Genomic DNA, 26829 nt, shown 5'->3' on the forward strand with positions numbered 1-26829 from the left:
GGACATGCGCAAGCTCTCGGTCAAATCAGCGAGACATTGCCGCCAGCATGGCGCTCGAGCCGTCCGGCGAGGTCGAGCTCCAGCAGCACCATGAACACTTGGGCGGGATGCAGGCCGGTATGGCGGATGATCTCGTCGACTGCTACCGGCGTCGGGCCAAGCGCCTCGACGACGCGGTCGCGGTCGCCCTCGCGCGGCGGCGGAGTTGCCGAAAAGTCGGGCGGCTCTTCAAGCGGCGATGTCCTTGGCGCCCACGCGCCGACCAGCGGCGCGATCGCGCCGGTGATATCGGCGGCCTCGGTGACAAGAGTGGCGCCGTCCTTGAGCAGGCCATTGGCGCCGGCGGCGCGCGGATCGAGCGGCGAACCGGGAACGGCGAAGACCAGCCGGCCCATCTCGCCGGCCAGGCGGGCGCTGATCAGCGAGCCGGAGCGCTGTGCGGCCTCGACCACCACCAACCCCAATGCAGCACCCGCGACAAGCCGGTTGCGGCGCGGGAAATCCTGCGCGCGCGGCTGCCAGCCAAACGGCATTTCGGAGATGATGGCGCCGCCGCGCTCGGCAATCTCGTCGCATAGGCCGGCATTTTCGGGCGGATAGGGCAAATCGAGGCCGCCGGCGAGCACGCCGATTGTGCCGGTCGAAAGGCTGCCCTGGTGCGCGGCCGTATCGATGCCGCGCGCCAGGCCGGAGACAATGCCATAGCCGTCGCGGCCGAGGTCCGCCGCCAGCATTCGCGCCATCTTGATGCCGGCCAGCGAGGCGTTGCGAGCGCCAACGATGGCGACCGCTGGCAAGCGGAAAACCGCACTATTGCCCCTGACCGCGAGCAGCGGCGGCGGATGATCCATGCTTTTCATCAGCGGCGGATAATCCGCCTCGCCGATGCCGACGAAGCGGGCACCGGCCCGCCTGGCTGTCTCCAGCTCCGCCTCGGCCTCGGCAATGGACGGAATGCGGACGATTTTTTTGGCGCCGCCCGAAATCATCAGCTCGGGCAGCATCGCAAGTGCTGCTTCGGCCGAACCAAACCGGTTGATCAGGTCGCGAAAGGAAGCTGGGCCGACATTGGGCGTGCGGATCAGGCGAAGCCAGCTCAGCCGCTGCCGGTCGCTGAGGCGCGGACCGGCGGCGGGCTCGCTCATTCCTTGGCCCCGATCTTGCCCTCGGTGCCGGCAAGCAGCCGCGCAATGTTGGCCCGATGTTTCAGGATGACGATCAGGCTCATCACTGCGAAAAGCCCAGCAATCTGCGGTGTGCTGAGGAAATAGAGGGCGATTGGCACGACGACCGCTGTCGTCAGCGCCGCGAGCGAGGAGTAGCGGAACAGGAAAGCCACTGCGAGCCAGACGACGGCGAAGATCAGCGCCACCTGCCAGGCAAGGCCGATCAGCACGCCGAGATAGGTGGCGACACCCTTGCCGCCCTTGAAGCCGAGCCAGACCGGAAAAAGATGGCCCAGAAACGCGCCGAAACCAGCCCAGAGTCCGAGCTCAGGTGCAAAGCGGCCGGCGATCAGCACGGCCGCGGTGCCCTTCAGCGCATCGAGCAGCAGGGTGGCCGCGGCGAGGCCCTTGTTGCCGGTGCGCAGCACATTGGTGGCGCCGATGTTGCCGGAGCCGATGTTGCGCACGTCGCCGAGGCCTGCGGCACGGGTGATCAGCAGCCCGAAGGGGATCGAGCCGAGCAGATAGCCGAACACCAATGCCAAGACGGGACTGTAAGTCATTGTTCCCCCCGAACTTTCCTTGGCTGAGTGGATTTCAAGGCGCGATCCCTGTTCCGTCCTAGGCCGAAAACACTGTGCGGCCCGCCACCATGGTTTGCAAGACCTTGCCCTGTAGCCGCGCGCCTTCGAAACAGGTGTTTTTCGAGCGCGAGCGGATGCCGCTCTCGCTGACGATCCATGGCTCGTCCAGAGCGACGAGCGCAAGGTCGGCCAATGCTCCCGGTTTCAGCGTGCCGCCGGGCAGGCCGAACAATCTTGCCGGCGCGGTCGACAGCGTCTCGACCAACCTGAGCAGCGTCACGTCGCCATTGTGATAGAGCCGCAATGCCGCGCCCAACAAAGTTTCCAGCCCGATGGCGCCGGCCGCAGCATCGGCGAAGGGCAGGCGCTTGGTGTCGACGTCCTGCGGGTCATGCGAGGAGACGATGATGTCGATGGTACCGTCCTTGACCGCCTCGATCATCGCCAGCCGGTCTTCCTCGGCGCGCAGCGGCGGCGTCAACCGGAAGAAGGTGCGGTACTCGCCGACGTCGTTCTCGTTGAGCGACAGATTGTGGATCGACACGCCGGCGGAGACGTTGGCGCCATCGGCTTTTGCGCGCGCTACCGCGTTTGTCGCCATAGCCGTCGAGATCTTGGCAGCGTGATAGGCGCCGCCGGTCAGCCGCGCCAGCGCGAGATCGCGCTCCAGGGGGATCGATTCGGCCTCGCGCGGAATGCCGGCAAGGCCAAGCCAGCTTGCGTAAAGGCCCTCGTTCATCACGCCGGCCGAGGCGAGATCGGAATCCTGGGTTTCATGCGCGATGACGCCGCCGAAATCGCGCGCATAGGTCAGCGCGCGGCGCATCACCAGCGCGCTGGCGATCGAATGCCGGCCGTCGGTGAAAGCGACCGCGCCGGCCTCGCGCAGCAAGCCGAACTCGGTCATCTCGCGGCCTTCCAGCCCCTTGGTGATCGCTGCCGCCGGAAAGATGTTGACGATGGCAGTGTCCTTGGCGGTGCGCAGCACAAACTCGACCAGTGCCACATTGTCGATCACCGGGTCGGTATCGGGCATCATGACGATTGAGGTGACGCCGCCGGCCGCCGCAGCAATGCTCGCCGAAGCGATGGTCTCGCGGTGTTCGCCGCCCGGTTCGCCGATGAAGACGCGGGCGTCGATCAGTCCGGGGATGATGACCTTGCCGGTGCAGTCAATGATCGCGGCGCCCTCGGGCGCGCCCTGGTTCAAGGCCGCCTTGCCGGCCGCAACGATTTTGCGGCCCTCAATGATGACGGCGCCGACCTCATCGATGCCGCGCGAGGGATCGACGATGCGGGCTCGGTTGAATACCGTAGTGCTCATGCGCCACGGCCCTCATGGTTTCGACGGGAGTCGAGCAGGGCTTCCATCACCGCCATGCGCACCGCGACGCCCATCTCTACCTGTTCCTGGATGACGCTTTGCGGGCCGTCGGCGATCTCGGAGGCGATCTCGACGCCGCGGTTCATCGGGCCGGGATGCATGACCAGCGCACCGTCCTTGGCCGCTTTCAGCTTCTCGGCGTCGAGGCCGAAATAGCGGAAATATTCGCGCACCGAAGGTACGAAAGCGCCCTCCATGCGTTCGCGCTGCAGGCGCAGCATCATCACCACATCGGCGTCCTTCAGGCCCTCGGCCATCGAGCGGGTAACGATGACGCCCATCTTCTCGATGCCGGCGGGCAAAAGCGTCGAAGGGGCTACGACCCGTACCTGGGCACCAAGCGCATTGAGCAGAATGATATTGGAGCGCGCCACGCGCGAATGCAGGATGTCGCCGCAGATCGCCACGATCAGCTTCGACAGCGGACCCTTGGCGCGGCGGATGGTCAGCGCGTCGAGCAGCGCCTGCGTCGGGTGCTCATGGGCGCCGTCGCCGGCATTGATCACCGAGCAGCCGACCTTTTGGGCAAGAAGTGCTGCCGCGCCCGCCGATTGGTGGCGGATAATCAATATGTCGGGGCGCATGGCGTTCAGCGTCATCGCCGTATCGATCAGCGTCTCGCCCTTCTTCACCGAAGAGCTCGCCACGGACATGTTCATGACGTCGGCGCCGAGCCGTTTGCCGGCCAGCTCGAACGACGATTGCGTGCGGGTCGAGGCTTCGTAGAAGAGATTGATCTGAGTGCGGCCGCGCAGCGTCGATGTCTTCTTGTCCGATTGCCGCGAGATGGCAACGGCCCGGTCCGCCCGGTCGAGCAGAAGCTCGATGTCGGCGGGGGAAAGATCGCGGATGCCTAGAAGATGGCGGTGGGGATAAAGTGGCAGGGACGATGCGTCGGTCATCTCAAGTCGCTGCTATAGGGGGGAGGCTCCGCGGCTGCAAGCACCGGCTTTGGATTGGATCGGTTCTCCCCGGTATTTTCGTCGCGCGCCGCCGGCCATAGGCTATAAACCGCCTTGGCTTTGGATTCGCAGACTTCAGGTGATAAGGACGAAGCGTGACCGACGACGTGACCAACCAGCCGCCGCCGCTGGCCGGCGGCAACGCCTGGCGGGGCGATCCGTTGCTGATCCAGCTTGCCGAGCGCTTTTCCGATCCGGTGCGCAAGGACGTCGATGGGCTTGGCCGTTTCGTTCTGACGCATGAGGCGCAGGAGTTGGCCCGTCTTGCCAATGTCGAGACGCCGAAGCTCAGGACCCATGACCGCCAGGGTCGGCGCATCGACCAAGTCGAGTTCCACCCAGCCTATCACGCGCTGATGCGTCGCTCGGTTGCCAACGGGCTGCATTCGTCGGTCTGGGAAAACGGTGACGCCGAGATCGGCCGCCGCCACCAGGTGCGCGCGGCGCGCTTTTACCTCACGGCCGAGCTTGAGACTGGGCACCTCTGCCCAATCACCATGACCAGCGCTTCGCTGGCAGCGCTGATGGCCAGCCCAAAGCTGTTTCGCGAATGGGCGCCCCGGGTGACGACGCGCAAATACGATCAAAGCCAAAAGCCGCCGGTCGAAAAGGCCGGGCTGACGCTCGGCATGGGCATGACCGAGAAGCAGGGCGGCACCGATGTCCGTGCCAACATCACCAGGGCGGAGCGCGCCGGCAGCGGTTTTTATCGCCTGACCGGCCACAAATGGTTCATGTCGGCGCCGATGTCGGATGCCTTCCTCGTGCTCGGACAGGCGCCGGAGGGATTGTCGTGCTTTCTCGTTCCCCGCTTGCTTGGCGACGGATCCGGCAACGGCTTCCGCTTTCAGCGTCTGAAGGACAAGCTCGGCAACCGCTCCAATGCGTCCTCCGAGGTAGAATTCGTCAATGCCATCGGCGAGATGGTCGGAGAGCCCGGCGCCGGCGTGAAGACGATCATGGACATGGTGACGCTGACGCGGCTCGATTGTGCCGTCGCCTCGTCGGCGATCATGCGGGCCGGACTGGCCGAGGCCGTCCACCACACGCGTCACCGCCAGGTGTTTGGAACCAATCTGATCGAGCAGCCGCTGATGCAGCGTGTGCTGGCCGACATGGCGCTCGATGTTGCCGCCGCTACCGCGCTGTCGTTCCGGCTGGCGCGCTCCTTCGACGAGGCAGCAGGCGACCGTGGCGAGGCGGCCTTCGCTCGCGCCATGACGCCCGTCGTCAAATACTGGGTCTGCAAGATCGCGCCGCCGCTGCTCTACGAAGCGATGGAGTGCCTCGGCGGCAATGGCTATGTCGAGGAGGGGCCACTCGCCCGCTACTATCGCGAAGCTCCGGTCAACGCGATCTGGGAAGGTTCAGGCAACGTCATGGCGCTCGACGTGCTGCGCGTGCTCGGCCGCGCGCCCGGCCTGTTCGATGATGTGCTGGCCGGCATCGACCGCGATCTCGGCGCAGGCGGACGCGGCACCGTCGGCGTGCTCAAGGCGGCAATGCAGGTCGCGGCAACGGACGAGGGCTCGGCCCGGCTGTTGACGGAGCAATTGGCGCTGTCGGCGGCGGCGGCGGAATTGCGCCGCCTGGGGGCAGGGCGGATCGCCGACGCCTTCGTGGAGACGCGCCTCGCCGGCCAGTGGCGCAACACCTATGGCATGCTCGATTCGCGCCATGACGCGCGGATGATCATCGATACGCTCTATCCGCCGATCAACTGATCAACCAAGGTCGAAGACGGGTTTTTCGCTGCCGCTTTTGCGCGCCCTGTGGATGATCGTTAACCTTAACGAATGGTTTCCATTGCGGCGGCCGGTGGCAAAGCCCAGTGTTATGGTTAAGGTAAGGACTGTTCGGCTTGACCGGCCTTTGCCCTGCGGAGCAGGAGCGTCATGCGGCATATTTTGAGCTCTTTTCTGGCATTGCATTGGGCGGCAGTTTTCGCCCTGCTGGCGTTCATCTGCATCGATGGGAATCGTGGCGTCGCGACGGCACTTGGCGTGCTCGGCGTTCCCGTCCAGGACACTCGGTTTTCCGATCTCGAAAACGCCGTCGTCGTGGCGCCGCTCGCCGTAGCGCTACTTGTCGTCGCGGTGCTGTTCTGCTGGGCCTTTGTTGAAGCACTGACGAGCGACGCGACCAACCCGGACCCCGCCGACAGCGTCGTGCGGATCGCCTTCATCTCCGCCTCGGGCGTGCTGTCGCTGATCGTCATCGGCGGCGCTGCGCAAGGCATCAATGGGCTGTTCATGGTTGTCGCGGTGCAATTAGCGGCCCTTCTGGCGTCCTACGTCGCGATGCTCGCCGAGCGGCGGTCAGCTGTTGCCGCGGCGGCTCCGGGCACCGGCGAAATCCGTGCGGCCGCGCATGTCATGGCCAAGGCAGCGGCGCACAATTCCTCGCTTGCCCGCATTTCCGGCCGGCTGGATTCGAGGGATGACCGCTGATGCGCACCTTGTTCGCACTGTGGGCGGCTCCGCTCCTCCTGTTCTGGGGCTGGTTCTTTCTGTCGCTCAACGACATCAATTTCGGCTACGTCATGCTGAGCCGTCAATTGCATGACCTGGTCTTCCAACTCTATGGGCAGATGCTCGGCGTCGATCCGGCGCTCATTCCTGGCATGGTGGCAAAAGCTTGCGTCTTCGACGGGCTGCTGCTGATGGCGTTCTGGGCATTTCGCCGCCGCAAGGCGATTGGCGGCTGGATCAAGGCAATGCGCAACCGCTATTTCGACCAGGCATCGACGCCGAGCGCCTGAAGCCGGTCGAGAACGCCCTGCAGGATAAAGGCCGCCGCAGCCGAATCGATCTTGCCGGCACGTTTCTTGCGGGAAAAATCCATCTCGATCAGTGTCCGCTCGGCCGCTACCGTCGACAGTCGTTCGTCCCAAAAGACGAAGGGCAGATCGGTCAATCCAGCCATGTTGCGGACGAAAGCGCGGGACTTCTGGGCGCGGGGGCCTTCAGAGCCGTCCATGTTGATGGGGAGGCCGATCACCACGGCGCCGGCATTTTCGTTCTGCAGCAGAGCGAGCAGCACTGCGGCATCGAGCGAGAATTTCCTGCGCATGATGACAGGGCGAGGATGCGCGAAGGACAAGCCGCGGTCGGAAACCGCCACGCCGATCGTCTTGTCGCCGAGATCGAGCCCGGCCAGGGTCTTGCCGCCGTCGAGGCGTGCCGGCAGCTCCTCGATGGTGATGATGCTCAACGGCTTTTCCTTTGCCCACGACGCGGCGCTTCCTATACGCGCAAAGCGTGCCGTGGCACTTTAATTTCGCCGTCGGCGTTCTATCCTCTACCGAGGCAAAAATCGAGGAAAGCATTGATGAAACTGACCTGGTACGGACATTCGGCATTCCGCATCGAAATCGAAGGCGCGAAAATCCTGATCGACCCCTATCTGGTCGGCAATCCGTCATGGACAGGCGGGTGGCAAGGGCCGGCCGAAGGGGTCACGCACGTGTTGCTTACCCACGGTCACAGCGACCACATCAGCGGCGCCGTAGAAGTGCTCAAGAAAAGCAGTGCGATGCTGGTCGCCAATTTCGAGATTTGCATGTACCTGGTCGGCAAAGGCGTCAGTGACAAGCAGATCAACCCCGGCAATATCGGCGGTACCGTCGATTGCGGCGGCTTCACCACCACTTTCGTTCAGGCTCTGCATTCGTCGTCCTTTCCGGGCGAGGGCGGCCAGAACACCTATCTCGGCAATCCGGGCGGGCTAGTCCTGCACTTCCCCGAGGACAAGACGCTCTACCACATGGGCGACACCGACATTTTTTCCGACATGGCACTGATCAACGAGCTGCATGAACCGAAGATCGGCATCGTGCCGATCGGCGACCGTTTCACCATGGGCGGCGCGGTGGCAGCGCTTGCCTGCCAGCGTTTCTTCAAGTTTGAGACGGTCATTCCCGCCCACTTCGGCACATTTCCGATGATCGACCAGACCGCCGACAAGTTCGTGGCCGGGCTGGACGGATCAGGTGTGAAAGTGGCGTTGCCGAAGATCGGCGAGACGATTACGCTGTAAAAACAGTGAGCCGGGATGAAGACATGGGTCTGAGGAATTCTCTTTGCATATCGATGCTGGTTGCCGCGTCGCCGGCGCTGGCCGCGGAGGATTTCATCAAGGGCGTCTATCTGCAATCGGAGGATCTCTGCGCGCAGGCCAAAAAGGATACGCTGCAGACGGTGATCGAGGGCGGCAATATCGTGCTGTCGGCAAACGGACTGGAAAGCATCGAATACAATTGTGAGTTCCTGCAGATCACCAAAGCCACACGCTCGCCAAGCTGGGCCGTGACTGCCATATGCCAGGAGCCGGGCTACGTCTTTCCCGATGTTCTCTCGCTGACACAGATGAGCCCGAAGCAGATCGATCTGGTTTCGGTTCGGCCTGCCGCGGACCAAAGCGAGCAGAGCGGCAACAGCGGCAGCTATTTCCTCTGCGACGGCGTGGCGATGCCATAGGGCAGTTGTCGGCACGATGCATGTTGCGCGGCACGCTCTGCGCCGCTATAGCGCGCACTGGTTTTCCCGAGGCAGAGCTATGTCCGTTGATCTTCAGACCGTGAAGCGCGTCGCGCATCTCGCCCGCATTGCGGTGAGCGAGGAGGACGCAGAACGCATGACCGGCGAATTGAACGCTATTCTGGGTTTTGTCGAGCAGTTGAACGAGGTCGATGTTTCCGGCGTCGAGCCGATGACCTCGGTCACGCCGATGGCAATGAAGAAGCGCCAGGACGTGGTCACCGACGGCGGCAAGGCAGCCGACATCGTCGCCAATGCACCGGCGACCGAAGAGAACTTCTTCCTCGTGCCAAAGGTCGTGGAGTAACAGGCCGATGGCAATCGAGATCGCCGCGGAGACGCCGCTGCAGGACGATGTGCTTGGGCTGGTCGAGGAGCTCAATGCCACGCTGCTGGAGCTGACGCCGCCGGAGCATTGCTACCATTTGACGGTCGAGCAAATGGCCGATCGGGACACGACCGTCTTCATCGCCCGCGATAATGGCCTTGCCATTGGCTGCGGCGCGCTGAAGCGCCATGATGCAGTCGTCGGCGAGCTCAAGCGCATGTATACGCGGCCCTCGCATCGCGGTCGCAAGATCGGCGCGAAGATCGTCGAGCGGATCGAGACGCTGGCACGCGAGGAAGGGCTGAAGCGACTGGTGCTGGAGACGGGCGACCGTCATCCCGCCGCCTGGACCGTCTACGAACGTGCCGGTTTTTCGCGCTGCGGCCCGGTGCTGGATTATCCCGATTCCGAGTGGTCGGTGTTTTACGAAAAGAGCCTTGCCTGATGAGCGACCTGACCCAGCTGACGATTTCGCAGGCCCGCGCCAAGTTGCGCTCCAGGGAGATCACCGCCACCGAAATCACCGAGGCCTATCTATCGGCGATCGAGCGAGCCAATCCGGCGCTCAATGCCTATGTCGTGGTCACCGACGACAAAGCGCGCGACATGGCCAAGGCCTCCGACGCGAAACTGGCCAAGGGCGAGGGCGGGTCGCTCGAGGGTATCCCGCTCGGCATCAAGGATCTGTTCGGCACCGAAGGCGTCCACACTCAGGCCTGCAGCCATGTGCTGGATGGCTTCAAACCGCACTATGAATCGACCGTCACCGCCAATCTGTGGGCGGATGGCGCCGTCATGCTCGGCAAACTCAACATGGACGAATTCGCGATGGGCTCGTCCAACGAGACTTCGTATTACGGGCCCGTCATCAACCCGTGGCGGCGTTCGCGCCTCGACACGGTGGTGATGCCGACGACGCACCAGGGCGAGGGCGGCTTCGTTTCGGCCGGCGGCACCAAGACCGCGCGCACATTGGACAATGCCCAGCTGGTGCCGGGCGGTTCGTCCGGTGGCTCGGCATCAGCCGTCTCTGCCTTCCTATGCGCCGGCGCCACCGCTACAGACACCGGCGGCTCGATCCGCCAGCCCGCTGCCTTCACTGGCACGGTCGGCATCAAGCCGACCTATGGCCGCTGCTCGCGCTGGGGCGTCGTCGCCTTCGCCTCGTCGCTCGACCAGGCCGGGCCGATCGCGCGCAACGTGCGCGATGCCGCGATCCTGTTGAGGTCGATGGCTTCGGTCGACCCGAAGGACACGACCTCCGTCGACCTGCCGGTGCCGGATTACGAGGCGGCGATCGGCCGCCCGATCAAGGGAATGAAGGTCGGCATCCCCAAGGAATATCGTGTCGACGGCATGCCCGAGGAGATCGAGGCGCTGTGGCAAAAAGGCATTGCCTGGCTGAGGGATGCCGGCGCCGAGATCGTCGATATCTCGCTGCCGCACACGAAATACGCGCTGCCAGCCTATTATATCGTAGCGCCCGCCGAAGCCTCGTCCAACCTCGCCCGCTATGACGGCGTCCGTTACGGGTTACGCGTGCCCGGCAAGGACATTGCCGACATGTATGAAAAGACCCGCGCCGCCGGCTTCGGCCGCGAGGTCAAGCGCCGCATCATGATCGGCACCTATGTGCTTTCCGCTGGCTACTACGATGCCTATTATCTGCAGGCGCAGAAGGTTCGCAATCTGATCAAGCGCGACTTCGAGAATGTGTTCGCGGCAGGCGTCGACGTCATCCTGACGCCGGCAACGCCGTCCGCCGCCTTCGGCATCGCCGACGAGGACATGGCCGCCGACCCGGTCAAAATGTATCTCAATGACATCTTTACGGTGACGGTGAACATGGCCGGCCTGCCCGGCATAGCGGTTCCGGCCGGGCTCGACGCCAAGGGGCTGCCGCTCGGCCTGCAGCTTATCGGCCGGCCCTTCGACGAGGAGATGCTGTTCCAGACCGCCCATGTCATCGAACAGGCGGCCGGTACGTTCCAGCCGGAGAAATGGTGGTAGGATCGTTCCTCATCTAGCGGGGTGAGGATGATGTTCTTCTATCTTTCCAAGGTTCTGTGGCTCTTCGTCCAGCCGTTGAATCTCGCGATCATCGTGCTGCTGGCTGGGTTGCTTGCGGCATTGGTCGGGCGCAAGAGGCTGTTTGCCACCGGCAGCGTGCTGGCATTCCTTGTCCTTGCACTCTCGGCGTGGACCTCGCTCGGCGTAGTGATGCTTAATCCGCTCGAGGAGCGTTTCCCCAAGCCACCCCTGCCGGAACGAGTTGACGGCATCATTGTGCTGGGCGGCGGTATGGAGAGCGCCATCAACTTCGTCCGCGGCGGCTATGAACTCAACGCCAGTGGCGATCGAATGGTCGAGGCAGCCGTGCTGGCACGGCGTTTTCCGACAGCGAAGGTCGTCATTTCAGGTGGCCCCATTGCACTGGTCCGCGAAGACGAGGGCGATGCGGCGACAGCTCCACGCCTGTTCACTGCGCTCGGCGTGACGGCCGATCGGCTGGTCCTTGAGGGCAAATCACGCAACACTTACGAGAATGCGGTCTTCACCAAGCAACTGATCACGCCAAAACCGGGCGAAACCTGGCTGCTGGTGACCTCGGCCTTCCACATGCCGCGCGCCAAGGCGCTGTTCGACAAAGCCGGCTTTCCGACGGTTCCGTGGCCGGTCGACTACCGCACCTCCGGCAAGGAAGGCATCGGCCTGTTCCGCACAGATGCCAACGAAGCGCTGCAGACCACAACCATCGCGACCCGTGAATGGATCGGGCTGATTGCCTACTGGCTGTCAGGCCGGATAGACCGGCCTTTTCCGGCGCCGGATGTTGGGCCGGGCGGCTGACCGAGCACTGCTTGTCGCGCCGCGGAGAAAAACTGCCGGCGCACCAGCACCGCCAGGAGCAGCAGCGTCGACAGGACGAACACTGCAGGATCGACGAACCAGCCGAGATAGCCGATCGAGAAGAACACGCCGCGCAGGCCGGAATTGAAATGCTTTCCGGCCAGCATGTTCATGCGCGCCGCACGCCAAACCGCGGTTTCGGTGACAGAGTTGCGAGCCGCTTCGCCATGTGGAATCGGCACCGCGCCGATCAGGATCGAGCAATAATTGAACAGCCGGTAAGCCCAGCCGAACTTGAAGAAGGAATAAGCAAGGATCAGCACCAATCCGAACACCTTCATCTGGAAGGCCGCGCGGGAAGAGGTCGCACCCAACGGCAGATCGCTTAGCACCGCGAGGACCTGGTCGGAGGCGCCAAGCAAGGCAAAACAGCCACCCAGCGCGATCAGCGAACTGGAGGCGAAGAAGGCAGTCCCCTGTTGAAGACCGGCCATGATAGCGGTGTCGACGATGCGGATTTCGCGCTCGGCCATGGTCCGCATCCAGGCTTCGCGTTGGACATTCATCGCCGTCGTCAGCGACATGCGGCTGATCAGCTTTCCGTCTGAGGCGAGCGTATGCAGCACCCACACGGCAAGGAAGAACGCAAGCGCCGCGAGGTCGGCCGTCGACAGATGGAAGGAATCGCCCATGCGTTTGCTTTTACCACAAGCGGAGGGGCCGCTTCGATGGCCGAAGCTGGAATGTCGCTGCCGGAGCAAACAAGGTCGGCAGGCGCAGCGCCGCAATCTTCAAAACAGCGGAAAACATCATGGGAATTCCTATATGTAGACCTCAACAGGGTCCCAGGAGAAAACGCTCACGTGTTCCTTTCGGTTTTCGACCTGTTCAAGATCGGCATCGGCCCATCGAGTTCGCACACGATGGGGCCGATGACGGCTGCGCGGCGGTTTCTCGACGAGATTGCGGGAGACGACTGGCCGCGCCCGGCTGGCGCCAAGGTAGACCGGATCGCGGCCAGCCTGCATGGCTCGCTCGCCTATACCGGCATCGGCCACGGCTCCGACCGTGCCGTGGTGCTCGGCCTTGCCGGCCAAACGCCGCAGACGGTGGATCCTGACCAGGCGGACGGCATCGTCGCTCGCATCACCGCCGAGAAGCGGATTTCGCCGCTCGGCCATCCGTCCTATCGTTTTGACCCGGCAACGGATCTGGTGCTGGATCGCAAGACGCCGCTGCCGGGTCACGCCAATGGGATGGCCTTCTCTGCCTATGATGCTGGCGACCGGTTGCTGCTCAAGCGCATCTATTATTCGATCGGCGGCGGCTTCGTGGTTTCGGAGGAAGAGCTGCAGCGGATGAAGGCAAGGGGCTCGGCGACAACCGAAGGCAAGAAGGTTCCATATCCGTTCAAGAACGCCGTCGAAATGCTGTCGATGGCGGCGAAAAGCGGCCTTTCCATTGCCGAGATGAAGCGCGTCAACGAGGAAACGCAGATGTCGCGCGAGGAGCTCGACGCTGGCCTCGACGACATCTGGAGCGCCATGAAGAGCTGCATCGAGCGCGGCCTGTCGAAAGACGGCATAATGCCGGGCGGACTGAAGGTTCGCCGTCGCGCGCGGATGCTGCACGACAAGCTGCAGGAGCAGTGGCAGCAGAACCGGCCCAACCCACTGCTCGCCAATGACTGGCTGTCGATCTATGCCATGGCGGTCAATGAGGAGAACGCTGCCGGCGGCCGCGTTGTCACCGCGCCGACCAATGGGGCGGCAGGCACATTGCCAGCGGTGCTGCGCTACTGGCTGCATTTCCATCCGGAAGCCGACCAGCCGAGCATCCGCGATTTCCTGCTGACCGCGGCGGCGGTCGGCGGCATCATCAAGACCAATGCCTCGATCTCGGGCGCCGAAGTCGGCTGCCAGGGCGAGGTCGGTTCGGCTTCGGCAATGGCTGCGGCGGGATTGTGCGCCGTCATGGGCGGTACGCCCGAGCAGGTCGAGAACGCCGCCGAGATCGCGCTGGAACATCATCTCGGCATGACCTGCGACCCTGTCGGCGGGCTGGTGCAGGTGCCGTGCATCGAGCGCAATGCGCTTGGCGCCGTCAAGGCGGTGACCGCCGCTTCGCTGGCCATCAAGGGCGATGGTGTTCATTTCGTGCCGCTCGATGCGGCGATCGAGACCATGCGCCAAACCGGCCTCGATATGAACGAAAAATACAAGGAAACCAGCCTTGGCGGATTGGCCGTCAATGTCGTGGAGTGCTGAGCGCCAATCTGGCGGCCATGACCACCACTGTGGAGAAGTCGATCAAGCCGTTGACGGGTTCGTGTGCTGGACTAAACCTTAGACGATGCCTCTCAATCTCATAAAGCTTTGCGTCGGCTGTGACAGCGTCGAGGATCTGGAAGAGTGGATCGCCTTCCGCCTCGACGAGCGGCGCCGCACCGGCGAACCGGCCGAGCACTACCACACCACCCGCATGGTGCCGACGCGCGGTGCCGAGATTACCGACGGCGGCTCGCTCTACTGGGTGATCAAGGGCAATGTCCAATGCCGCCAGCTGATCACCGAAATCCGGCCCTTCACCGATGACGACGGCATCGGCCGTTGCCATCTGATCCTCGATCCCGAGGTCGTGCGCACCGACTGGCAACCGCGCCGTGCATTCCAAGGCTGGCGCTACCTGAAGCCGGCGGACGCGCCGGCCGATCTCGGCAAGGGCAAAGCCGGGCTGGTCGAGATGCCGCCGAAGCTCAGGCGTGAGCTTGCCGATCTCGGCCTGCTCTGACACCAAGAACCGCAACGCCAAGAGCACCGGCCGAAGCGTTTGTCCGCAGTTGCCATCATCACCGGTCCTCCAGGTCGCCTTATCTGGGCTTGCAAGCCGGGGAACAACGCCACATCTTGAATGTCATGAGCGACAAGAAGCAGCCCGTGCCTGCAAAGGCCAATCCTGCGCCGGTCGAGTCCCAATCGAGCACCAGCGAGATCGAGGCCTTTCTCCGTCAGGCAAGGACGCTCGCTGCATCGGCAACGGGTTCAGGCAGGCTGATCCTTTCCCTCGACGCGACGATGAGCCGCCAGCCGACTTGGGATCTCGCCTGTGCGCTGCAGGCCGAGATGTTCGACGCCGTCGGCAAGGCTGGGGCGCTCAAGGTTCAACTGGTCTATTTTCGCGGCCTTGGCGAGTGCCGCTCATCCGCATTCGTCACCGATACCGAAGCTCTGAAGCAGCTGATGACGCGGATCGACTGCCGCAGCGGCCACACCCAGATCGGCAAGGTGCTCGCCCATGCGCTGAAACAGACGGCGGCGGCGAAGGTCAACGCGCTGGTCTATATCGGCGATGCGATGGAAGAAAATATAGACGATCTGGCGGAAAAGGCCGGCAGCCTAGGCCTGCACGGCGTTCCTGTCTTCGTCTTTCAGGAAGGCCATGATGCCGATGCAGAAAAGGCGTTCAAGGAAATTGCGCGGCTGTCCAAAGGAGCCTGGTTCCGGTTTGATCGGCGGGCTGCCGCGACCTTGGCCGGCCTGCTTTCGTCCGTCGCCGTTTTTGCGACCGGCGGGCTGAAAGCATTGGAGGCCCGGGGCAGGCCGGAGGACCGGCTGATGATCGAGCATCTGCGGGGCGGCGGAAACTGATGGGCGCGATTATCGCTTTTTTAGCATTGCTCCTGGTGCTTCTCGGCATGCTTACCGTCTTCCTGCGCGCCGACCCGGCGAAGCTTGCAGGCGGCATGAGGACGCTTGGACCCGTGCTGCTCGGGCTGGTTGGCGTCGCCGTGCTGCTGGTCGGGCGCGAGGGCATCGGCGGCTTGATCCTGTCGGCCGCGCTCGCCTGGTACGGCTCCATGCGCATGAATCGGCCGGCGGCAAAACTGGCACCAGGCAAGCGTTCGACGGTGCGTACTGCGGCGCTTGAGATGGAACTCGATCACGATACCGGCGGCCTCGAAGGCCTCGTGTTGGCCGGGCGCCATGAAGGCAAGATGCTTGGCTCGATGGGGCTTGCCGAATTGCAGCAACTCTATCGCGAGCTCGCCGGCGATCCGGAGAGCCGCCAATTGCTAGAGACGTATCTTGACGGCAGATTTCCCATCTGGCGCAAAGACGCTGATGCGAATGGTGGCGAAGGGCTGGGTGTTGCGCCAAGTTCGGGCGCCATGACTAAGGAGGAGGCCTACAAGATCCTTGGTCTTGAAGCGGGGGCTGCCGCGGCGGATGTCCGCAAGGCGCACCGCCGCCTGATGCAGCGCCTGCACCCCGATATCGGTGGCACGTCTTTCCTGGCGGCGCGGATCAACGAAGCCAAGGACGTCTTGCTCTCCAATCACAACTAGTCTCCTTCGACGCAGAACTTTCGGGAAAGGTATCTTTCGCGCCCTTACTGCCGGACGGCGTAGCACTCGATTTTCTTCTTTTTCAAAGCGTTACAGGCTTTCCAGGCGGCGGTCTTCGAACCGAAACCACCGAACCGGGCGCGGTAATAGGTGACGCCGTCCTTGTCGAAGGCGACGGTGAAACCAGCGGCATCAGCTAGAACGGAGGGCGCCTCCTTCGTCGTCTTGTCGAGGAAAGCCTTCGCTTCTGACTGTTTTGGCGAAGAGGCGACCTGTATTGCCCAGCCGGATGGCACCGACGCCGTATTGACGGGATCGACCGCCGCCGGTTCGGCATAGGCCGCGACGACCCGAGCCGTCGCGATATCGTCCGCTGTCGCCACGGTCGCTGTCTTGACCTTCTTGGTCTGAACGACGGGAGTGGTTTCTTCAACGCCGGGCGCATTTTCCTCGACAAGAGAGGCAACGGCATCGTCGTCCGGCTTACTGTCCGGCGTCGGCGCGTCATGCTTCGGCAGAAACACCTTGGCCAGGGCTGAAATCGGATTGCCGCCGCCGGCCTTGGCAATCAACATGCCGCCGCCGCGCGACGACGCCTTCGGCATGTAGGCATTGATCAATCCCGCCATCTGGCTGTCGCGGCTGCCGCCGGACCTGCCGCCCATGACCACCGCTACGATGCGCCGATCGCCATGCGAGACCGAGGAGACCAGATTGTAACCGGAGGCCCGGGTATAACCGGTCTTGATGCCGTCGACGCCCTTGATGCGTCCGAGCAGACGGTTATGGCCGTTGATGCGCTGCCGTCCGTAAAGAAACGAGCGCTGCGAGAAATAGCCGTAATATTGCGGAAAATGCTCTCTCAGGGCGATACCGAGCAGCGCCATGTCGCGCGCCGTCGTGAACTGGCCGGGATCAGGCAAGCCGTTGGCGTTGCGGAAAACGGTTCCCCTCATGCCGAGCGCCCGCGCCTTGGCCGTCATCATGCGGGCGAAATTAGCCTCATTGCCGCCGAGCATCTCCCCAAGCGCCGTTGCGGAATCGTTTGCCGATTTGGTCACCATCGACAGGATGGCGGTCTCGACCGTGACCGAGCCGCCCCGCTTGACGCCGAGCTTCGTCGGCGGTTCGGCAGCGGCATTGGCCGAGAACACGACCGGGGAATTCCTGCTGATCCTGCCGTTCGCCAATGCCTCGAAGGTCAGATAGAGCGTCATCATCTTGGTAAGCGAGGCCGGATAGCGCCGGCCATCGGCATCCGACGAATAAAGCACCTTGCCGGTCTTGGCATCGATGACGATGGCCGCCGACTTGGCCGCCATGGATGAGGCTGCGTCCGCGACGACGAAGGTCATCGCCATAGCGAGCATCATGATCGTTTTGAGGGGGGACGCGGATTTGGAAACGAAGCCCGACAACGCCTTACGCACTGATAGTTCCTTTGAATTTCCGTTGCCTTGGAGGCGGCAAAGGGTCCTGCCTCACCTCGGGCCACGCTAACGCGGGCAGCGTTACCAATCCGTTTATGGTAACCGCCGCGTTCACCATTTTCTGCGGGATTGAGCTTTTCTTTATTCGAATCTTAGCGATTGCCGGCAGCTCACGGTGCGCATTGCCGCGGAAATCTTGACTTTTGTGCATTGCACAATATAATTACATGCATTGCACAACGCGGCCCGGACAAGGCGCGTCCATCGTCCAAGGTAACCGTTCAAGGGAATGCGTGAAATGACCCAGACCTATGAAGATTTCAGCAAATACGGCAAGGAATTTGCCGACACCGGATTGAAGAGCTTCGCGTCGCTGTCCAAGGGTGCGCAGGCCATCGCCGCCGAGGCGGGCGAGTACACAAAGAAAAGCTTCGAGGCCGGCAGCGCCGCTGTCGAGAAGCTCTTTTCCGCCAAGTCGCTGGACAAGGCGATCGAAATCCAGTCCGACTACGCCAAGCAGTCCTATGAGAGTTTCGTCACCGAGGCCACCAAGCTCGGCGATCTCTATGCCGAGCTCGCCAAGGAAGCCTACAAGCCGTTCGAATCGATTGTCGCCAAGGCGAAGTAAATTCGACGAACGTTCCGAGCCGGCCCTTGGGCCTGCAAAGACAAACCCGGTCGCGAAGGCGCGGCCGGGTTTTTTCATGCCAACCCGAAATCGGGGGCCTTGCAGTCTTCACGATTTGAAAAATCGGTCAAGTTGGCCACCTAGCCATATTGTCAGCTAAACAGAAGGGCTTAAAATCGTTCATCGAGCACCTACATGTCGAGCATGCATGAGGATTCGAAAGAGGCAGGACTACGTGACTACAGGTTTGACTGCCACGAGCTACGTGGTGCGAATGCAAAACGGCAGCAACGGCAATGAGGCCGGTCGCGGCACGGCCGTCATCACGCGTACAAAAACCAAGACCAAGAAGCCCAGTCTGTATCGGGTCCTCATCCTTAACGACGACTACACACCCATGGAGTTCGTGGTCCACGTGCTGGAGCGTTTTTTCCAGAAGGACCGCGAAGCCGCCACACGCATAATGCTTCATGTTCACAATCATGGGGTGGGCGAGTGCGGGGTCTATACATTCGAGGTGGCCGAGACCAAAGTGTCTCAGGTCATGGATTTCGCCCGACAGAATCAGCATCCGCTGCAATGCGTGATGGAGAAGAAGTGAGGTAACATGCCGGCTTTCTCCCAAGGCCTGGAAAAGGCGCTTCACCAAGCGCTGACGCTCGCCAATGAGCGGCACCATGAATATGCAACCCTTGAACATTTGCTGCTCGCCCTGATCGACGACACCGAGGCGGCCGCCGTCATGCGTGCCTGCAACGTCGATCTCGACGAGTTGAAGCATACGGTTCTCACCTATATCGATACCGAGCTCGACAATCTCGTCACCGGCTACGACGAGGACTCCAAGCCGACTGCCGGTTTCCAGCGCGTCATCCAGCGCGCGGTGATCCATGTGCAGTCGTCAGGCCGCGAGGAAGTGTCCGGCGCCAATGTGCTCGTTGCCATCTTCGCCGAGCGCGAGAGCCATGCCGCCTATTTCCTGCAGGAACAGCAGATGACCCGCTATGACGCGGTCAACTACATCTCGCATGGCATCGCCAAGCGCCCCGGCGCTTCCGAGACGCGGACGCCGCGCGGCGCCGACGACGAGCAAGGCAGCCAGAGCGGGGCCGAGCCGCAAGAAGAAGGCGGCAAGAAGAAGCAGCAACAGGATGCGCTGACCGCCTATTGCGTCAACCTGAACAACAAGGCCAAGGCCGGCAAGATCGATCCGCTGATCGGTCGCGAGAGCGAGATCAACCGAACCATCCAGGTGCTGTGCCGCCGCTCCAAGAACAACCCGCTCTATGTCGGCGATCCCGGCGTCGGCAAGACGGCGATCGCCGAAGGCCTCGCCAAGCGCATCGTCGAGGGCGACGTTCCCGAAGTGCTGCACAATGCCACCATCTTCGCGCTCGACATGGGCACGCTGCTGGCCGGCACCCGCTATCGCGGCGATTTCGAGGAGCGGCTGAAGCAGGTCGTCAAGGAGCTCGAGGACTATCCGGGCGCCGTGCTGTTCATCGATGAGATCCATACCGTGATCGGGGCAGGGGCAACCTCCGGCGGCGCCATGGATGCGTCGAACCTGTTGAAGCCCGCGCTGTCGTCCGGCGCCATCCGCTGCATCGGCTCGACCACCTACAAGGAGTTCCGGCAGTTCTTCGAGAAGGACCGCGCGCTGGTGCGGCGCTTCCAGAAGATCGACGTAAACGAGCCGACCGTCGAGGACGCCATCGAGATCATGAAGGGCCTCAAGCCCTATTTCGAGGAGTTCCACAAGGTTCGCTACACGAGCGAGGCGATCAAGGCTTCGGTCGAACTCTCGGCGCGCTACATCAACGACCGCAAGCTGCCGGACAAGGCGATCGACGTGATCGACGAGACCGGCGCCTCGCAGATGCTGGTGCCGGAAGCCAAGCGCAAGAAGACCATCGGCATCAAGGAGATCGAAGCCACGATCGCCACCATGGCGCGCATCCCGCCGAAGACGGTTTCCGCCGACGACGAGAAGGTGCTGCAAGGCCTCGACATCGAGCTGAAGCGCGTCGTCTACGGCCAGGACACCGCGATCACCGCGCTGACCTCGGCGATCAAGCTGGCGCGGGCCGGCCTGCGCGAACCGGAAAAGCCGATCGGCTCGTACCTGTTCTCGGGCCCGACTGGCGTCGGCAAGACCGAGGTCGCCAAGCAGCTTGCCGCCTCGCTCGGCGTGGAGCTGATCCGCTTCGATATGTCGGAATATATGGAACGCCACACCGTTTCGCGGCTGATCGGCGCGCCTCCCGGCTATGTCGGCTTCGACCAGGGCGGCCTTCTGACCGACGGCGTCGACCAGCATCCGCATTGCGTGCTGTTGCTGGACGAAGTCGAGAAGGCGCATCCGGATCTGTTCAACATCCTGTTGCAGGTCATGGACCACGGCAAGCTGACCGACCATAACGGCAAGCAGATCGACTTCCGCAACGTCATCCTGATCATGACCACCAATGCGGGCGCATCCGATGCGCAGCGCGCGGCGATCGGTTTCGGTTCGACCAAGCGTGAAGGCGACGATGTCGAAGCGATCAACCGGCTGTTCACGCCGGAGTTCCGCAACCGTCTCGATGCGATCATTCCGTTCGGCTCGTTGCCGATACCGGTCATCCATCAGGTGGTACAGAAGTTCGTCATGCAGCTGGAAGCGCAACTTTCCGAGCGCGGCGTGACGTTCGACCTGTCGCAGGAGGCAATCGCCTGGCTGGCCGACAAGGGCTATGACGAGCGCATGGGCGCCCGGCCACTTGGCCGTGTCATCCAGGAGCACATCAAGAAGCCGCTGGCCGACGAGGTGCTGTTCGGCAAGCTCAAGAAGGGCGGCACGGTGCGTGTCACCGTCGAGAAGAAGGAAACCGGCGAGACCGGCCTGAAGCTCGAATCGCTCGCCGACGAGGCGCCCGTCAAGCCGAAGAAAGAAGAACCGGACGACGCGCCGAAGAGCAAGAAGGCTGTGGCGAAAAAGCCCGCCGCGAAAAAGGCGGTGGCGCAGAAGCCGGAGCCTAAGGGCAAGGATGGCGGCAAGCGCAGCCTGGTGCCGCAACTGCCGCGTAAGAACTAACGAACCTGCAAGTCAAAAAAGCCCCGGAAACGGGGCTTTTTTCATGAAGCGATAGAGCGCCGGCAGCTGCCGAGCGGCTTCGCGCCAGCTCAGTCTGCCAGCGCCGTCCGTATCTTGCCGGCGTTCTCGGCCAGGACTTCAGGCTTTTCCATCTGTCCGCTGTGCGGCTTCAAGGCAATGCCCTCGAAGCGCGGAATGACGTGGACGTGGAGGTGGAAGACGGTCTGGCCCGAAGCTGGTTCGTTGAACTGCATGACTGTGACGCCATCGGCATCGAAGGCCTTCTTTACCGCCCGCGCAACTTTCTGGACGTGAGCGAAGAGCGGGCCAAGCACTGCCGGATCCGCGTCGAGCAGGTTGCGCGACGGCGCTTTCGGCACCACCAGCGTGTGACCCGGTCCTTGCGGCATCACATCCATGAAGACGATGACTGCATCATCCTCGTAGACCCGGTGCGAAGGGATTTCTCCGCGCAGAATTTTTGCGAAGATGTTGCTGCTGTCGTAGGTTGCTTCGGCCATGGCGCGCACTCCGGTTCTTGGCTCGCTATCTCGTGTAGCGAAGCCGTTCCGGGCGGGCAAGACGATCGGTTGAGATCGGCCATGCCGGCCCGCGGCTGAGCGATTGGGACTTGCTACTCTACTCAGCCAGGTCCTTGCGGAACGGGGTATGCTCTTCCAGATATTCGCTCATCCGCTCGACTTCGTGGCGCTCGCGTTTGAGGTAATCGGCCACTGCATTGCGCAGACCGGGATGGGCGATGTAGTGCGCTGAATGCATCGTCACCGGCCGGTAGCCGCGCGCCAGCTTGTGCTCGCCTTGCGCACCGGCTTCAACCACCCTCAGCTTGCGCGAGATGGCAAAATCGATCGCCTGATGATAGCAGACCTCGAAATGCAGGAAGGGGTGGTCCTCGATGCAGCCCCAATTGCGGCCGTAGAGCGCGTCGGAACCGATGAAGTTGATGGCGCCGGCAATGTAGCGTCCGTTACGCTTGGCCATTACCAGCAGGACATCGTCCGCCATGCGTTCGCCGATCATGGAGAAGAAATCGCGGTTGAGGTAGGGCCGGCCCCATTTCCTGCTGCCAGTATCCATGTAGAACGCGAAAAAGTCGTCCCAGGCCTTTTCAGTCAGATCCTTACCGGTCAGCCAGTCGATCGAGATGTCGTCGGCGAGCGCCTCGCGCCGCTCTTTTTTCATCGCCTTGCGCTTGCGCGAGGCCAATGTCGCGAGAAAATCGTCGTAGCTCGAAAAGCCTTCGTTGAAGAAGTGAAACTGCTGGTCGGTACGATGCAGGAAGCCGGCTGCCGCCAATATCTGGACATCATCCTCCGGCGCGAAGGTGACATGCGCGGAAGAAACGCCGCGCTTATCCGTCACCGCCTTCAGGCCGGCCGCAAGGCCAGCTTTGACGGTGTGGCTGTCCTCGCCCTTGCCGACCAGCAGGCGAGGGCCGGTGACGGGCGTGAACGGCACCGCGCATTGCAGTTTCGGGTAGTAGCGCCCGCCGGCGCGTTCGAACGCGTCCGACCAGCCATGGTCGAACACATATTCGCCCTGGCTGTGCGACTTCAGATAGCAGGGGACCGCACCGAGCAGCTTGCCTTGCGCGGTTTCCAGCCTGAGATGATGACCCTGCCAGCCGGTGCGTCGAACGGCGCAGCCGGAATCTTCCAGCGCGCTCAAAAAAGCGAATGAAACAAGCGGGTTGTAGGCGTTTTCTGCATCGCTCCGCGTAGTGCCACCGAGGCTGTCCCATTCGGTGCGAGTGAAGGCGCCGATGCCCGCGGCGATGCGGATCGACAGCTCCGCGTTCGCCGTTTGTCTTTCGCAGTCGTCCCCTTGATCCATGAGGCTTACTTAAGCTCGCTGCGGACCCATACAAGCCCGCTCAAGCGAGCCGTACAAGATCGGGCTCAAATCCTTCGAACGTCATCTGGTCGGCAAATCTGAAGGTCAGGTCGATGGCAGGTTGATCATGCACTGTCCAGGTGATCACCGGCATGCCGAGCCTTTCACGTACGAACGAGACGAACCGGTTCGGCAGGTCGCCGGCGGCGTAGGAGGTGAAGGCGATATCATGCGCCAGCATGGCGAAATGCGCCTCGATCAGCTGGTTGTCCTTGCCATAGGCGGTCAGCCCGCCAGGTATGCCGGGCGCATGTTTCGGGAAATCGCGGATCAGCCAATGGTCGAACGACATGATCGCGGTCTTGCCCTTGTAGCGCTTGAGCATCTTGCCGACGCTTTCGACCAGGCCTTCGTCGTGCCCGGCAGCGCCTTTCAGCTCAACAACCATCGACACACGGCCGTCGACCAGATCAAGCGCCTGCTGCAGCGTCGGCAAATGGTCGGCGGTGCCACCGACCTTCAGCGCCGTGATTTCGGCAGCCGTACGCTGCCAGACGAAGCCGTCCTCGCCGGTCAGCCGCCGCAGATCGCCATCGTGGATGATGACGGGGACGCCGTCGGATGACAGGTGGACGTCGCATTCGATCGCGTAGCCGCGCTCGGCTGCCGCGGCGAAGGCGGGAAGCGTGTTCTCCCACCGCGTCTTGTTCATGTCGTGCAGGCCGCGATGGGCGACGGGCCGGGCAGTCAGCCAGGAAAGATCGGTCATGGTCGCAGTCCCGGTCATTCGACTTCGAAGATCGCTTCGATTTCCACTGCGGCATTAAGCGGCAGGGAGGCGGTGCCGACGGCGGAGCGGGCGTGCTTGCCGCGATCGCCGAGCACTGCGACGAGAAAATCGGAGGCGCCGTTGGCAACCAGATGCTGCTCGACGAAGTCCGGCGCCGAGGCGACGAAGACGGTGATCTTCACCAGGCGCTGGATTTTCTCGAGATCGCCAAGTGCCGCCCTGGCCTGCGCCAATATGTTGATCGCACAGTATTTTGCGGCTTCCTTGCCGGTTGCGGTGTCGACATCGCGGCCAAGCAGTCCGCTCGTCTGGAGCTTGCCCTCCATGAGCGGCAATTGCCCCGCGGTGAACAGCAGATTGCCTGACCTGCAATAGGGCACGTAATTGGCGGCGGGCGCGGCGGCGGCCGGCAGCGTCACGCCGAGATCGCTTAGTCGCTTTTCGATTGTTTCGCTCATGCTATTTCCCTATTGCTTGAAGGCGCCGCGCAGGCCGGGCCGAAATTGCTATTTTTGCCTCGCTTCCGCCACGACTTTTTTTAAGCTGGACTATCTTTCCATGCGGCCTGCCATTAGCCGCGATGATCGGAGCACCCTATGCGCGCAACGCGCCTCGCATTCCACGCCGTTCTTCTGACAGCGGCTTCCTGGGCGGCTCCCGCTTTTGCGGTGCCGGCGCTGCAGGCGCATCGTGCCGTCTATGATATTACCCTGGACAAGGCGTCGGATCGCTCGGGGATCACCGGCATCACCGGCCGCATGGTCTACGAGTTCAACGGCTCGCCCTGCGAGGGCTATACGGTGAAGTTCCGTTTGGTCACCCAGATCGTCACCAGCGACAACACCAGGCTGACCGATCAGCAGATGACCACCTTCGAGGATGCCGAGGGCAAGACCTTCTCCTTCGTGAACAAGTCCTTTGTCGACCAGAACCTCGATAAGGAGGTCAAAGGTACCGCGACGAAGGAGGCCAATGGTCTCAAGGTCGAAATCGACAAGCCCGAGAAGAACAGCCTGGAACTCGCCGCGACCCAGTTCCCGACCCAGCAAATGGTTGAAATGATCGGCAAGGCGGAAAAGGGCGAACGTTTCTACGAAACCAACCTGTTCGACGGCTCGGAGGATGCCAACAAGGTGATGACCACCACCGTCGTCGTCGGCAAGCAAGCCGATGCCGACAAGACCGATCCGGAAGCGCCGGCGCTGGCCAAGCTCGCCACCGACAAATACTGGCCGGTCGACATCGCCTATTTCGACGATACCGACAAAGGCGGTGAAGAGGTGCCGGAATACCGGATCAGCTTCAAGCTGCACCAGAATGGCATCACGCGCGATCTCGTGATGGACTACAACGATTTTTCGATGACCGGCAAGCTGGTCAATCTGTCGCTGTTCGATCAGCCAAAGACCTGCCCGCCGAAATGAGCTCGAACCGACGGCAAGCTGCCGCCGGCTGCTCTCCGCGATAGTGGCGCTTGATCTTGCGGGGCATGTTGCACCGACTTGAGCATGCCGCAATTGCATATCAACGTTTTACGACGGTAGGCGCCGGGGGGAGCAGGTTGAGCAGGATCGATGTGTTCGTGGCGCCGCGACCCAATGCGGCGCTGATCAAGGCCATGACATTCGTCAACCGGATTGTCATGCTGCACGGCATTCCAGGGTTTCGCGACCTGTTGCCGTTTAACCGTCTGGCCGGCTTGCGCGGCGTCGCCAATGTCCGCCACATCGATTTTCCGGAGGATGACCGGCAAAGGCTGAAGACTTGTTGCGGCGCGGGCAAGGCGACGTTCATCACGCCCAACCATCCGGAGTTCTTTACCGACTGGATGATCGACAAGGAGGTCGTCTCCCGGGTAAGCCCGCTGGCGGCATCCTGGGCCACGCATGGCGTCGTCAACGGGCTTGGCCGGCTGATGCAGAAATTCTGGCTGGCCAACAATCTGATCGCACAAATTCCGGGCAATAGCGGGGCGGCCAAGGAACATTCGGTGGCCTGGGCGCTGAAAGGGCAGGGCGTGCTCCTGCATCCCGAAGGCGGCGTCGGCTGGCATGCCAACATCGTTGCCCCGCTGCTGCCGGGCGCGGTCGAGATGGGGTTCGAAGCGCTGAAGCGCGGCCGGCTGACGGATCCGGATTTCAAGGTTTGGATCGCGCCCGTGATATGGAAGCTCGCTTTCACAGGGGATGTCGAGGCAGCGCTGGCAAAGGAATGCGGCTATATCGAGCGCAGCCTGAAGATCGAACGCCGTGCCGCCGATACGCTGCCGGAGCGCGTCCATCATATCTACGCGACGCTGCTGTCGCGCGATGAGGCTGCACATGGCCTGCGACAAGATGAGCGGGCTTCGTATGACGCACGTCAGAAGGACCTGCTCGCGGAACTCGGCCGTCGCCTTGCTGAACTTGTTTCGGTCGACGCCGGCACGCTCGACAGTGCCGAGCTTTTGCGCCGGTCGCGCCGCTGGCTGCGGGAAAACACGGATGATACCGGAAGCCGGAAGCAGGTCCGAACGCTGGCGGATACGATCCAGCGCCTGCAGCGCGTCGGACCGTGGGCTTCAGCCAATCCGCGCATCACGCAGGAGGAGATCGCAGAGCATTTGAAGCGGATCCGCAACGATTATTGCAATGGTACGCTGCGCGATACGCTCAACCGTTTCGTGCCGCAGCCGGCAGGCCCACGCTGCGCTCATATCCGGGTACCGGAGCCGCTCGGGCTGCACGCCTATCAAGGCTCCGTCGAGGAGGCACTCGCCGAACTGCATGACCGCATGCAGGAGACCGTCACCAGGACCGTCGTGGAACTCGAGGCCGGCGGCGGCTTCATTTTCTATACCAATCCCTTCTATCATCGTTAGCGGCGTGTTGGTTGGCGCAAGATGAAGGAGTGCG

General features: G+C 62.6%; 29 protein-coding genes. 18 read left to right on the top strand and 11 right to left on the bottom strand.

The features are described from left to right. Nucleotides 1–20: 20 nt before the first annotated feature. The 4 genes from dprA to NKJ94_RS05915 are packed head-to-tail and all read right to left on the bottom strand — an operon-like array spanning nucleotide 21 to nucleotide 4036. Nucleotides 21–1145, bottom strand: coding sequence for a DNA-processing protein DprA (gene dprA / locus NKJ94_RS05900; protein WP_352523515.1), 1125 nt, complete (start codon nucleotides 1143–1145; stop codon nucleotides 21–23). Next, entirely contained in the window at nucleotides 1142–1729 is a 588-nt protein-coding gene (gene plsY, locus NKJ94_RS05905; RefSeq protein WP_352523516.1) for a glycerol-3-phosphate 1-O-acyltransferase PlsY, read from the bottom strand. Before plsY ends, dprA begins: the two co-directional genes overlap by 4 nt. Before the next feature lie 58 nt (nucleotides 1730–1787). Next, the gene (locus tag NKJ94_RS05910) at nucleotides 1788–3074 is read right to left on the bottom strand and encodes a dihydroorotase (RefSeq protein WP_352523518.1); all 1287 of its coding nucleotides are present in this window, start codon (nucleotides 3072–3074) and stop codon (nucleotides 1788–1790) included. After that, nucleotides 3071–4036, bottom strand: coding sequence for an aspartate carbamoyltransferase catalytic subunit (locus tag NKJ94_RS05915; RefSeq protein ID WP_352523520.1), 966 nt, complete (start codon nucleotides 4034–4036; stop codon nucleotides 3071–3073). The genes NKJ94_RS05910 and NKJ94_RS05915 overlap by 4 nt, the downstream gene beginning before the upstream one ends. A 155-nt stretch (nucleotides 4037–4191) precedes the next feature. On the opposite strand from NKJ94_RS05915, the gene NKJ94_RS05920 reads away from it, so the two are divergent. From NKJ94_RS05920 to NKJ94_RS05930, 3 genes are all read left to right on the top strand, one after another. Next, entirely contained in the window at nucleotides 4192–5820 is a 1629-nt protein-coding gene (locus NKJ94_RS05920; RefSeq protein ID WP_352523521.1) for a DNA alkylation response protein, read from the top strand. Between the two features lie 171 nt (nucleotides 5821–5991). Continuing rightward, a complete protein-coding gene (locus tag NKJ94_RS05925) occupies nucleotides 5992–6546 on the top strand; it encodes a hypothetical protein (protein WP_352523523.1) in 555 nt (184 codons plus the stop codon). Continuing rightward, a complete protein-coding gene (locus NKJ94_RS05930) occupies nucleotides 6546–6857 on the top strand; it encodes a DUF6105 family protein (protein WP_352523525.1) in 312 nt (103 codons plus the stop codon). Before NKJ94_RS05925 ends, NKJ94_RS05930 begins: the two co-directional genes overlap by 1 nt. On the opposite strand, the gene ruvX is transcribed toward NKJ94_RS05930, so the two are convergent. Then, nucleotides 6824–7309, bottom strand: a complete 486-nt coding sequence (ruvX, locus tag NKJ94_RS05935; RefSeq protein ID WP_352523527.1) for a Holliday junction resolvase RuvX — start codon at nucleotides 7307–7309, stop codon at nucleotides 6824–6826. The two genes, NKJ94_RS05930 and ruvX, sit on opposite strands and share 34 nt — an antisense overlap. A 117-nt stretch (nucleotides 7310–7426) precedes the next feature. Between ruvX and NKJ94_RS05940 the strand changes: the two genes are divergently transcribed. From NKJ94_RS05940 to NKJ94_RS05965, 6 genes are all read left to right on the top strand, one after another. Next, nucleotides 7427–8134, top strand: coding sequence for a metal-dependent hydrolase (locus NKJ94_RS05940; protein ID WP_352523529.1), 708 nt, complete (start codon nucleotides 7427–7429; stop codon nucleotides 8132–8134). 23 nt (nucleotides 8135–8157) lie between these two features. Further along, a complete protein-coding gene (locus tag NKJ94_RS05945; protein ID WP_352523531.1) occupies nucleotides 8158–8574 on the top strand; it encodes a hypothetical protein in 417 nt (138 codons plus the stop codon). A 79-nt stretch (nucleotides 8575–8653) separates the two neighbouring features. Beyond that, nucleotides 8654–8941: an Asp-tRNA(Asn)/Glu-tRNA(Gln) amidotransferase subunit GatC gene (gatC, locus tag NKJ94_RS05950; RefSeq protein WP_352523533.1), complete on the top strand. Its 288-nt coding sequence runs from the start codon at nucleotides 8654–8656 to the stop codon at nucleotides 8939–8941. Nucleotides 8942–8948: 7 nt separating this feature from the next. Continuing rightward, the gene (locus tag NKJ94_RS05955; RefSeq protein ID WP_352523534.1) at nucleotides 8949–9407 is read left to right on the top strand and encodes a GNAT family N-acetyltransferase; all 459 of its coding nucleotides are present in this window, start codon (nucleotides 8949–8951) and stop codon (nucleotides 9405–9407) included. After that, on the top strand, nucleotides 9407–10972 hold the full coding sequence (locus NKJ94_RS05960) for an amidase (protein ID WP_352523536.1): 1566 nt from the start codon (nucleotides 9407–9409) through the stop codon (nucleotides 10970–10972). Before NKJ94_RS05955 ends, NKJ94_RS05960 begins: the two co-directional genes overlap by 1 nt. A 30-nt stretch (nucleotides 10973–11002) precedes the next feature. After that, nucleotides 11003–11812, top strand: coding sequence for a YdcF family protein (locus NKJ94_RS05965; protein WP_352523853.1), 810 nt, complete (start codon nucleotides 11003–11005; stop codon nucleotides 11810–11812). Here the strand turns inward: NKJ94_RS05965 and NKJ94_RS05970 are convergent. Then, on the bottom strand, nucleotides 11749–12504 hold the full coding sequence (locus tag NKJ94_RS05970) for a DUF599 domain-containing protein (protein WP_352523538.1): 756 nt from the start codon (nucleotides 12502–12504) through the stop codon (nucleotides 11749–11751). The two genes, NKJ94_RS05965 and NKJ94_RS05970, sit on opposite strands and share 64 nt — an antisense overlap. A gap of 171 nt (nucleotides 12505–12675) precedes the next feature. Between NKJ94_RS05970 and NKJ94_RS05975 the strand changes: the two genes are divergently transcribed. From NKJ94_RS05975 to NKJ94_RS05990, 4 genes are all read left to right on the top strand, one after another. Further along, a complete protein-coding gene (locus NKJ94_RS05975) occupies nucleotides 12676–14079 on the top strand; it encodes an L-serine ammonia-lyase (RefSeq protein ID WP_352523539.1) in 1404 nt (467 codons plus the stop codon). Between the two features lie 85 nt (nucleotides 14080–14164). Continuing rightward, nucleotides 14165–14602 (top strand): DUF1489 family protein, encoded by a 438-nt coding sequence (locus NKJ94_RS05980; protein ID WP_352523541.1) that lies wholly within the window; start codon nucleotides 14165–14167, stop codon nucleotides 14600–14602. A 125-nt stretch (nucleotides 14603–14727) separates the two neighbouring features. Further along, nucleotides 14728–15459: a vWA domain-containing protein gene (locus NKJ94_RS05985; RefSeq protein ID WP_352523543.1), complete on the top strand. Its 732-nt coding sequence runs from the start codon at nucleotides 14728–14730 to the stop codon at nucleotides 15457–15459. Then, nucleotides 15459–16157, top strand: coding sequence for a DnaJ domain-containing protein (locus NKJ94_RS05990; protein WP_352523545.1), 699 nt, complete (start codon nucleotides 15459–15461; stop codon nucleotides 16155–16157). Before NKJ94_RS05985 ends, NKJ94_RS05990 begins: the two co-directional genes overlap by 1 nt. A gap of 44 nt (nucleotides 16158–16201) precedes the next feature. On the opposite strand, the gene NKJ94_RS05995 is transcribed toward NKJ94_RS05990, so the two are convergent. Next, nucleotides 16202–17587, bottom strand: a complete 1386-nt coding sequence (locus NKJ94_RS05995; RefSeq protein WP_352523546.1) for an SPOR domain-containing protein — start codon at nucleotides 17585–17587, stop codon at nucleotides 16202–16204. A 298-nt stretch (nucleotides 17588–17885) separates the two neighbouring features. Between NKJ94_RS05995 and NKJ94_RS06000 the strand changes: the two genes are divergently transcribed. The 3 genes from NKJ94_RS06000 to clpA all read left to right on the top strand — a co-directional run bounded on the left by NKJ94_RS06000 (nucleotide 17886) and on the right by clpA (nucleotide 21291). Beyond that, nucleotides 17886–18215, top strand: a complete 330-nt coding sequence (locus NKJ94_RS06000; protein WP_023674920.1) for a phasin family protein — start codon at nucleotides 17886–17888, stop codon at nucleotides 18213–18215. A gap of 274 nt (nucleotides 18216–18489) precedes the next feature. Beyond that, nucleotides 18490–18816 carry an ATP-dependent Clp protease adapter ClpS gene (clpS, locus tag NKJ94_RS06005; protein WP_023717744.1) on the top strand — a complete coding sequence of 109 codons (327 nt, stop codon included), beginning with the start codon at nucleotides 18490–18492 and terminating at the stop codon, nucleotides 18814–18816. A 6-nt stretch (nucleotides 18817–18822) separates the two neighbouring features. After that, a complete protein-coding gene (gene clpA / locus NKJ94_RS06010; RefSeq protein WP_352523548.1) occupies nucleotides 18823–21291 on the top strand; it encodes an ATP-dependent Clp protease ATP-binding subunit ClpA in 2469 nt (822 codons plus the stop codon). 89 nt (nucleotides 21292–21380) lie between these two features. On the opposite strand, the gene NKJ94_RS06015 is transcribed toward clpA, so the two are convergent. From NKJ94_RS06015 to NKJ94_RS06030, 4 genes are all read right to left on the bottom strand, one after another. Continuing rightward, entirely contained in the window at nucleotides 21381–21812 is a 432-nt protein-coding gene (locus NKJ94_RS06015) for an HIT family protein (protein WP_352523550.1), read from the bottom strand. 118 nt (nucleotides 21813–21930) lie between these two features. Then, entirely contained in the window at nucleotides 21931–23145 is a 1215-nt protein-coding gene (locus tag NKJ94_RS06020; RefSeq protein WP_352523552.1) for a GNAT family N-acetyltransferase, read from the bottom strand. Nucleotides 23146–23185: 40 nt separating this feature from the next. Beyond that, the gene (locus NKJ94_RS06025) at nucleotides 23186–23914 is read right to left on the bottom strand and encodes a glycerophosphodiester phosphodiesterase (protein WP_352523553.1); all 729 of its coding nucleotides are present in this window, start codon (nucleotides 23912–23914) and stop codon (nucleotides 23186–23188) included. Nucleotides 23915–23928: 14 nt separating this feature from the next. Next, nucleotides 23929–24393: a RidA family protein gene (locus NKJ94_RS06030; RefSeq protein ID WP_352523555.1), complete on the bottom strand. Its 465-nt coding sequence runs from the start codon at nucleotides 24391–24393 to the stop codon at nucleotides 23929–23931. A gap of 138 nt (nucleotides 24394–24531) precedes the next feature. Between NKJ94_RS06030 and NKJ94_RS06035 the strand changes: the two genes are divergently transcribed. After that, nucleotides 24532–25359, top strand: coding sequence for a cell envelope integrity EipB family protein (locus NKJ94_RS06035; protein ID WP_352523557.1), 828 nt, complete (start codon nucleotides 24532–24534; stop codon nucleotides 25357–25359). Nucleotides 25360–25496: 137 nt separating this feature from the next. Then, the gene (locus tag NKJ94_RS06040; protein WP_352523558.1) at nucleotides 25497–26795 is read left to right on the top strand and encodes a lysophospholipid acyltransferase family protein; all 1299 of its coding nucleotides are present in this window, start codon (nucleotides 25497–25499) and stop codon (nucleotides 26793–26795) included. The last annotated feature ends 34 nt before the right edge of the window (nucleotides 26796–26829 follow it).

This window comes from Mesorhizobium sp. M0060, assembly GCF_040323155.1.
In the GTDB taxonomy this organism is placed as follows: domain Bacteria; phylum Pseudomonadota; class Alphaproteobacteria; order Rhizobiales; family Rhizobiaceae; genus Mesorhizobium.

Bases quoted from the DNA above. Each gene is read 5' to 3' on its own strand.
- clpS (WP_023717744.1), top strand. From the start codon at position 18,490: ATGCAAAACGGCAGCAACGGCAATGAGGCCGGTCGCGGCACGGCCGTC.
- NKJ94_RS06035 (WP_352523557.1), top strand. From the start codon at position 24,532: ATGCGCGCAACGCGCCTCGCATTCCACGCCGTTCTTCTGACAGCGGCT.
- NKJ94_RS05940 (WP_352523529.1), top strand. From the start codon at position 7,427: ATGAAACTGACCTGGTACGGACATTCGGCATTCCGCATCGAAATCGAA.
- NKJ94_RS06020 (WP_352523552.1), bottom strand. From the start codon at position 23,145: ATGGATCAAGGGGACGACTGCGAAAGACAAACGGCGAACGCGGAGCTG.
- NKJ94_RS05930 (WP_352523525.1), top strand. From the start codon at position 6,546: ATGCGCACCTTGTTCGCACTGTGGGCGGCTCCGCTCCTCCTGTTCTGG.
- NKJ94_RS05955 (WP_352523534.1), top strand. From the start codon at position 8,949: ATGGCAATCGAGATCGCCGCGGAGACGCCGCTGCAGGACGATGTGCTT.
- gatC (WP_352523533.1), top strand. From the start codon at position 8,654: ATGTCCGTTGATCTTCAGACCGTGAAGCGCGTCGCGCATCTCGCCCGC.
- NKJ94_RS05990 (WP_352523545.1), top strand. From the start codon at position 15,459: ATGGGCGCGATTATCGCTTTTTTAGCATTGCTCCTGGTGCTTCTCGGC.
- NKJ94_RS06030 (WP_352523555.1), bottom strand. From the start codon at position 24,393: ATGAGCGAAACAATCGAAAAGCGACTAAGCGATCTCGGCGTGACGCTG.
- NKJ94_RS06025 (WP_352523553.1), bottom strand. From the start codon at position 23,914: ATGACCGATCTTTCCTGGCTGACTGCCCGGCCCGTCGCCCATCGCGGC.
- NKJ94_RS05960 (WP_352523536.1), top strand. From the start codon at position 9,407: ATGAGCGACCTGACCCAGCTGACGATTTCGCAGGCCCGCGCCAAGTTG.
- NKJ94_RS05915 (WP_352523520.1), bottom strand. From the start codon at position 4,036: ATGACCGACGCATCGTCCCTGCCACTTTATCCCCACCGCCATCTTCTA.
- NKJ94_RS05970 (WP_352523538.1), bottom strand. From the start codon at position 12,504: ATGGGCGATTCCTTCCATCTGTCGACGGCCGACCTCGCGGCGCTTGCG.
- NKJ94_RS05925 (WP_352523523.1), top strand. From the start codon at position 5,992: ATGCGGCATATTTTGAGCTCTTTTCTGGCATTGCATTGGGCGGCAGTT.
- NKJ94_RS05910 (WP_352523518.1), bottom strand. From the start codon at position 3,074: ATGAGCACTACGGTATTCAACCGAGCCCGCATCGTCGATCCCTCGCGC.
- NKJ94_RS05965 (WP_352523853.1), top strand. From the start codon at position 11,003: ATGTTCTTCTATCTTTCCAAGGTTCTGTGGCTCTTCGTCCAGCCGTTG.
- NKJ94_RS06015 (WP_352523550.1), bottom strand. From the start codon at position 21,812: ATGGCCGAAGCAACCTACGACAGCAGCAACATCTTCGCAAAAATTCTG.
- NKJ94_RS05985 (WP_352523543.1), top strand. From the start codon at position 14,728: ATGAGCGACAAGAAGCAGCCCGTGCCTGCAAAGGCCAATCCTGCGCCG.
- NKJ94_RS05980 (WP_352523541.1), top strand. From the start codon at position 14,165: ATGCCTCTCAATCTCATAAAGCTTTGCGTCGGCTGTGACAGCGTCGAG.
- plsY (WP_352523516.1), bottom strand. From the start codon at position 1,729: ATGACTTACAGTCCCGTCTTGGCATTGGTGTTCGGCTATCTGCTCGGC.
- dprA (WP_352523515.1), bottom strand. From the start codon at position 1,145: ATGAGCGAGCCCGCCGCCGGTCCGCGCCTCAGCGACCGGCAGCGGCTG.
- NKJ94_RS05945 (WP_352523531.1), top strand. From the start codon at position 8,158: ATGGGTCTGAGGAATTCTCTTTGCATATCGATGCTGGTTGCCGCGTCG.
- NKJ94_RS06000 (WP_023674920.1), top strand. From the start codon at position 17,886: ATGACCCAGACCTATGAAGATTTCAGCAAATACGGCAAGGAATTTGCC.
- clpA (WP_352523548.1), top strand. From the start codon at position 18,823: ATGCCGGCTTTCTCCCAAGGCCTGGAAAAGGCGCTTCACCAAGCGCTG.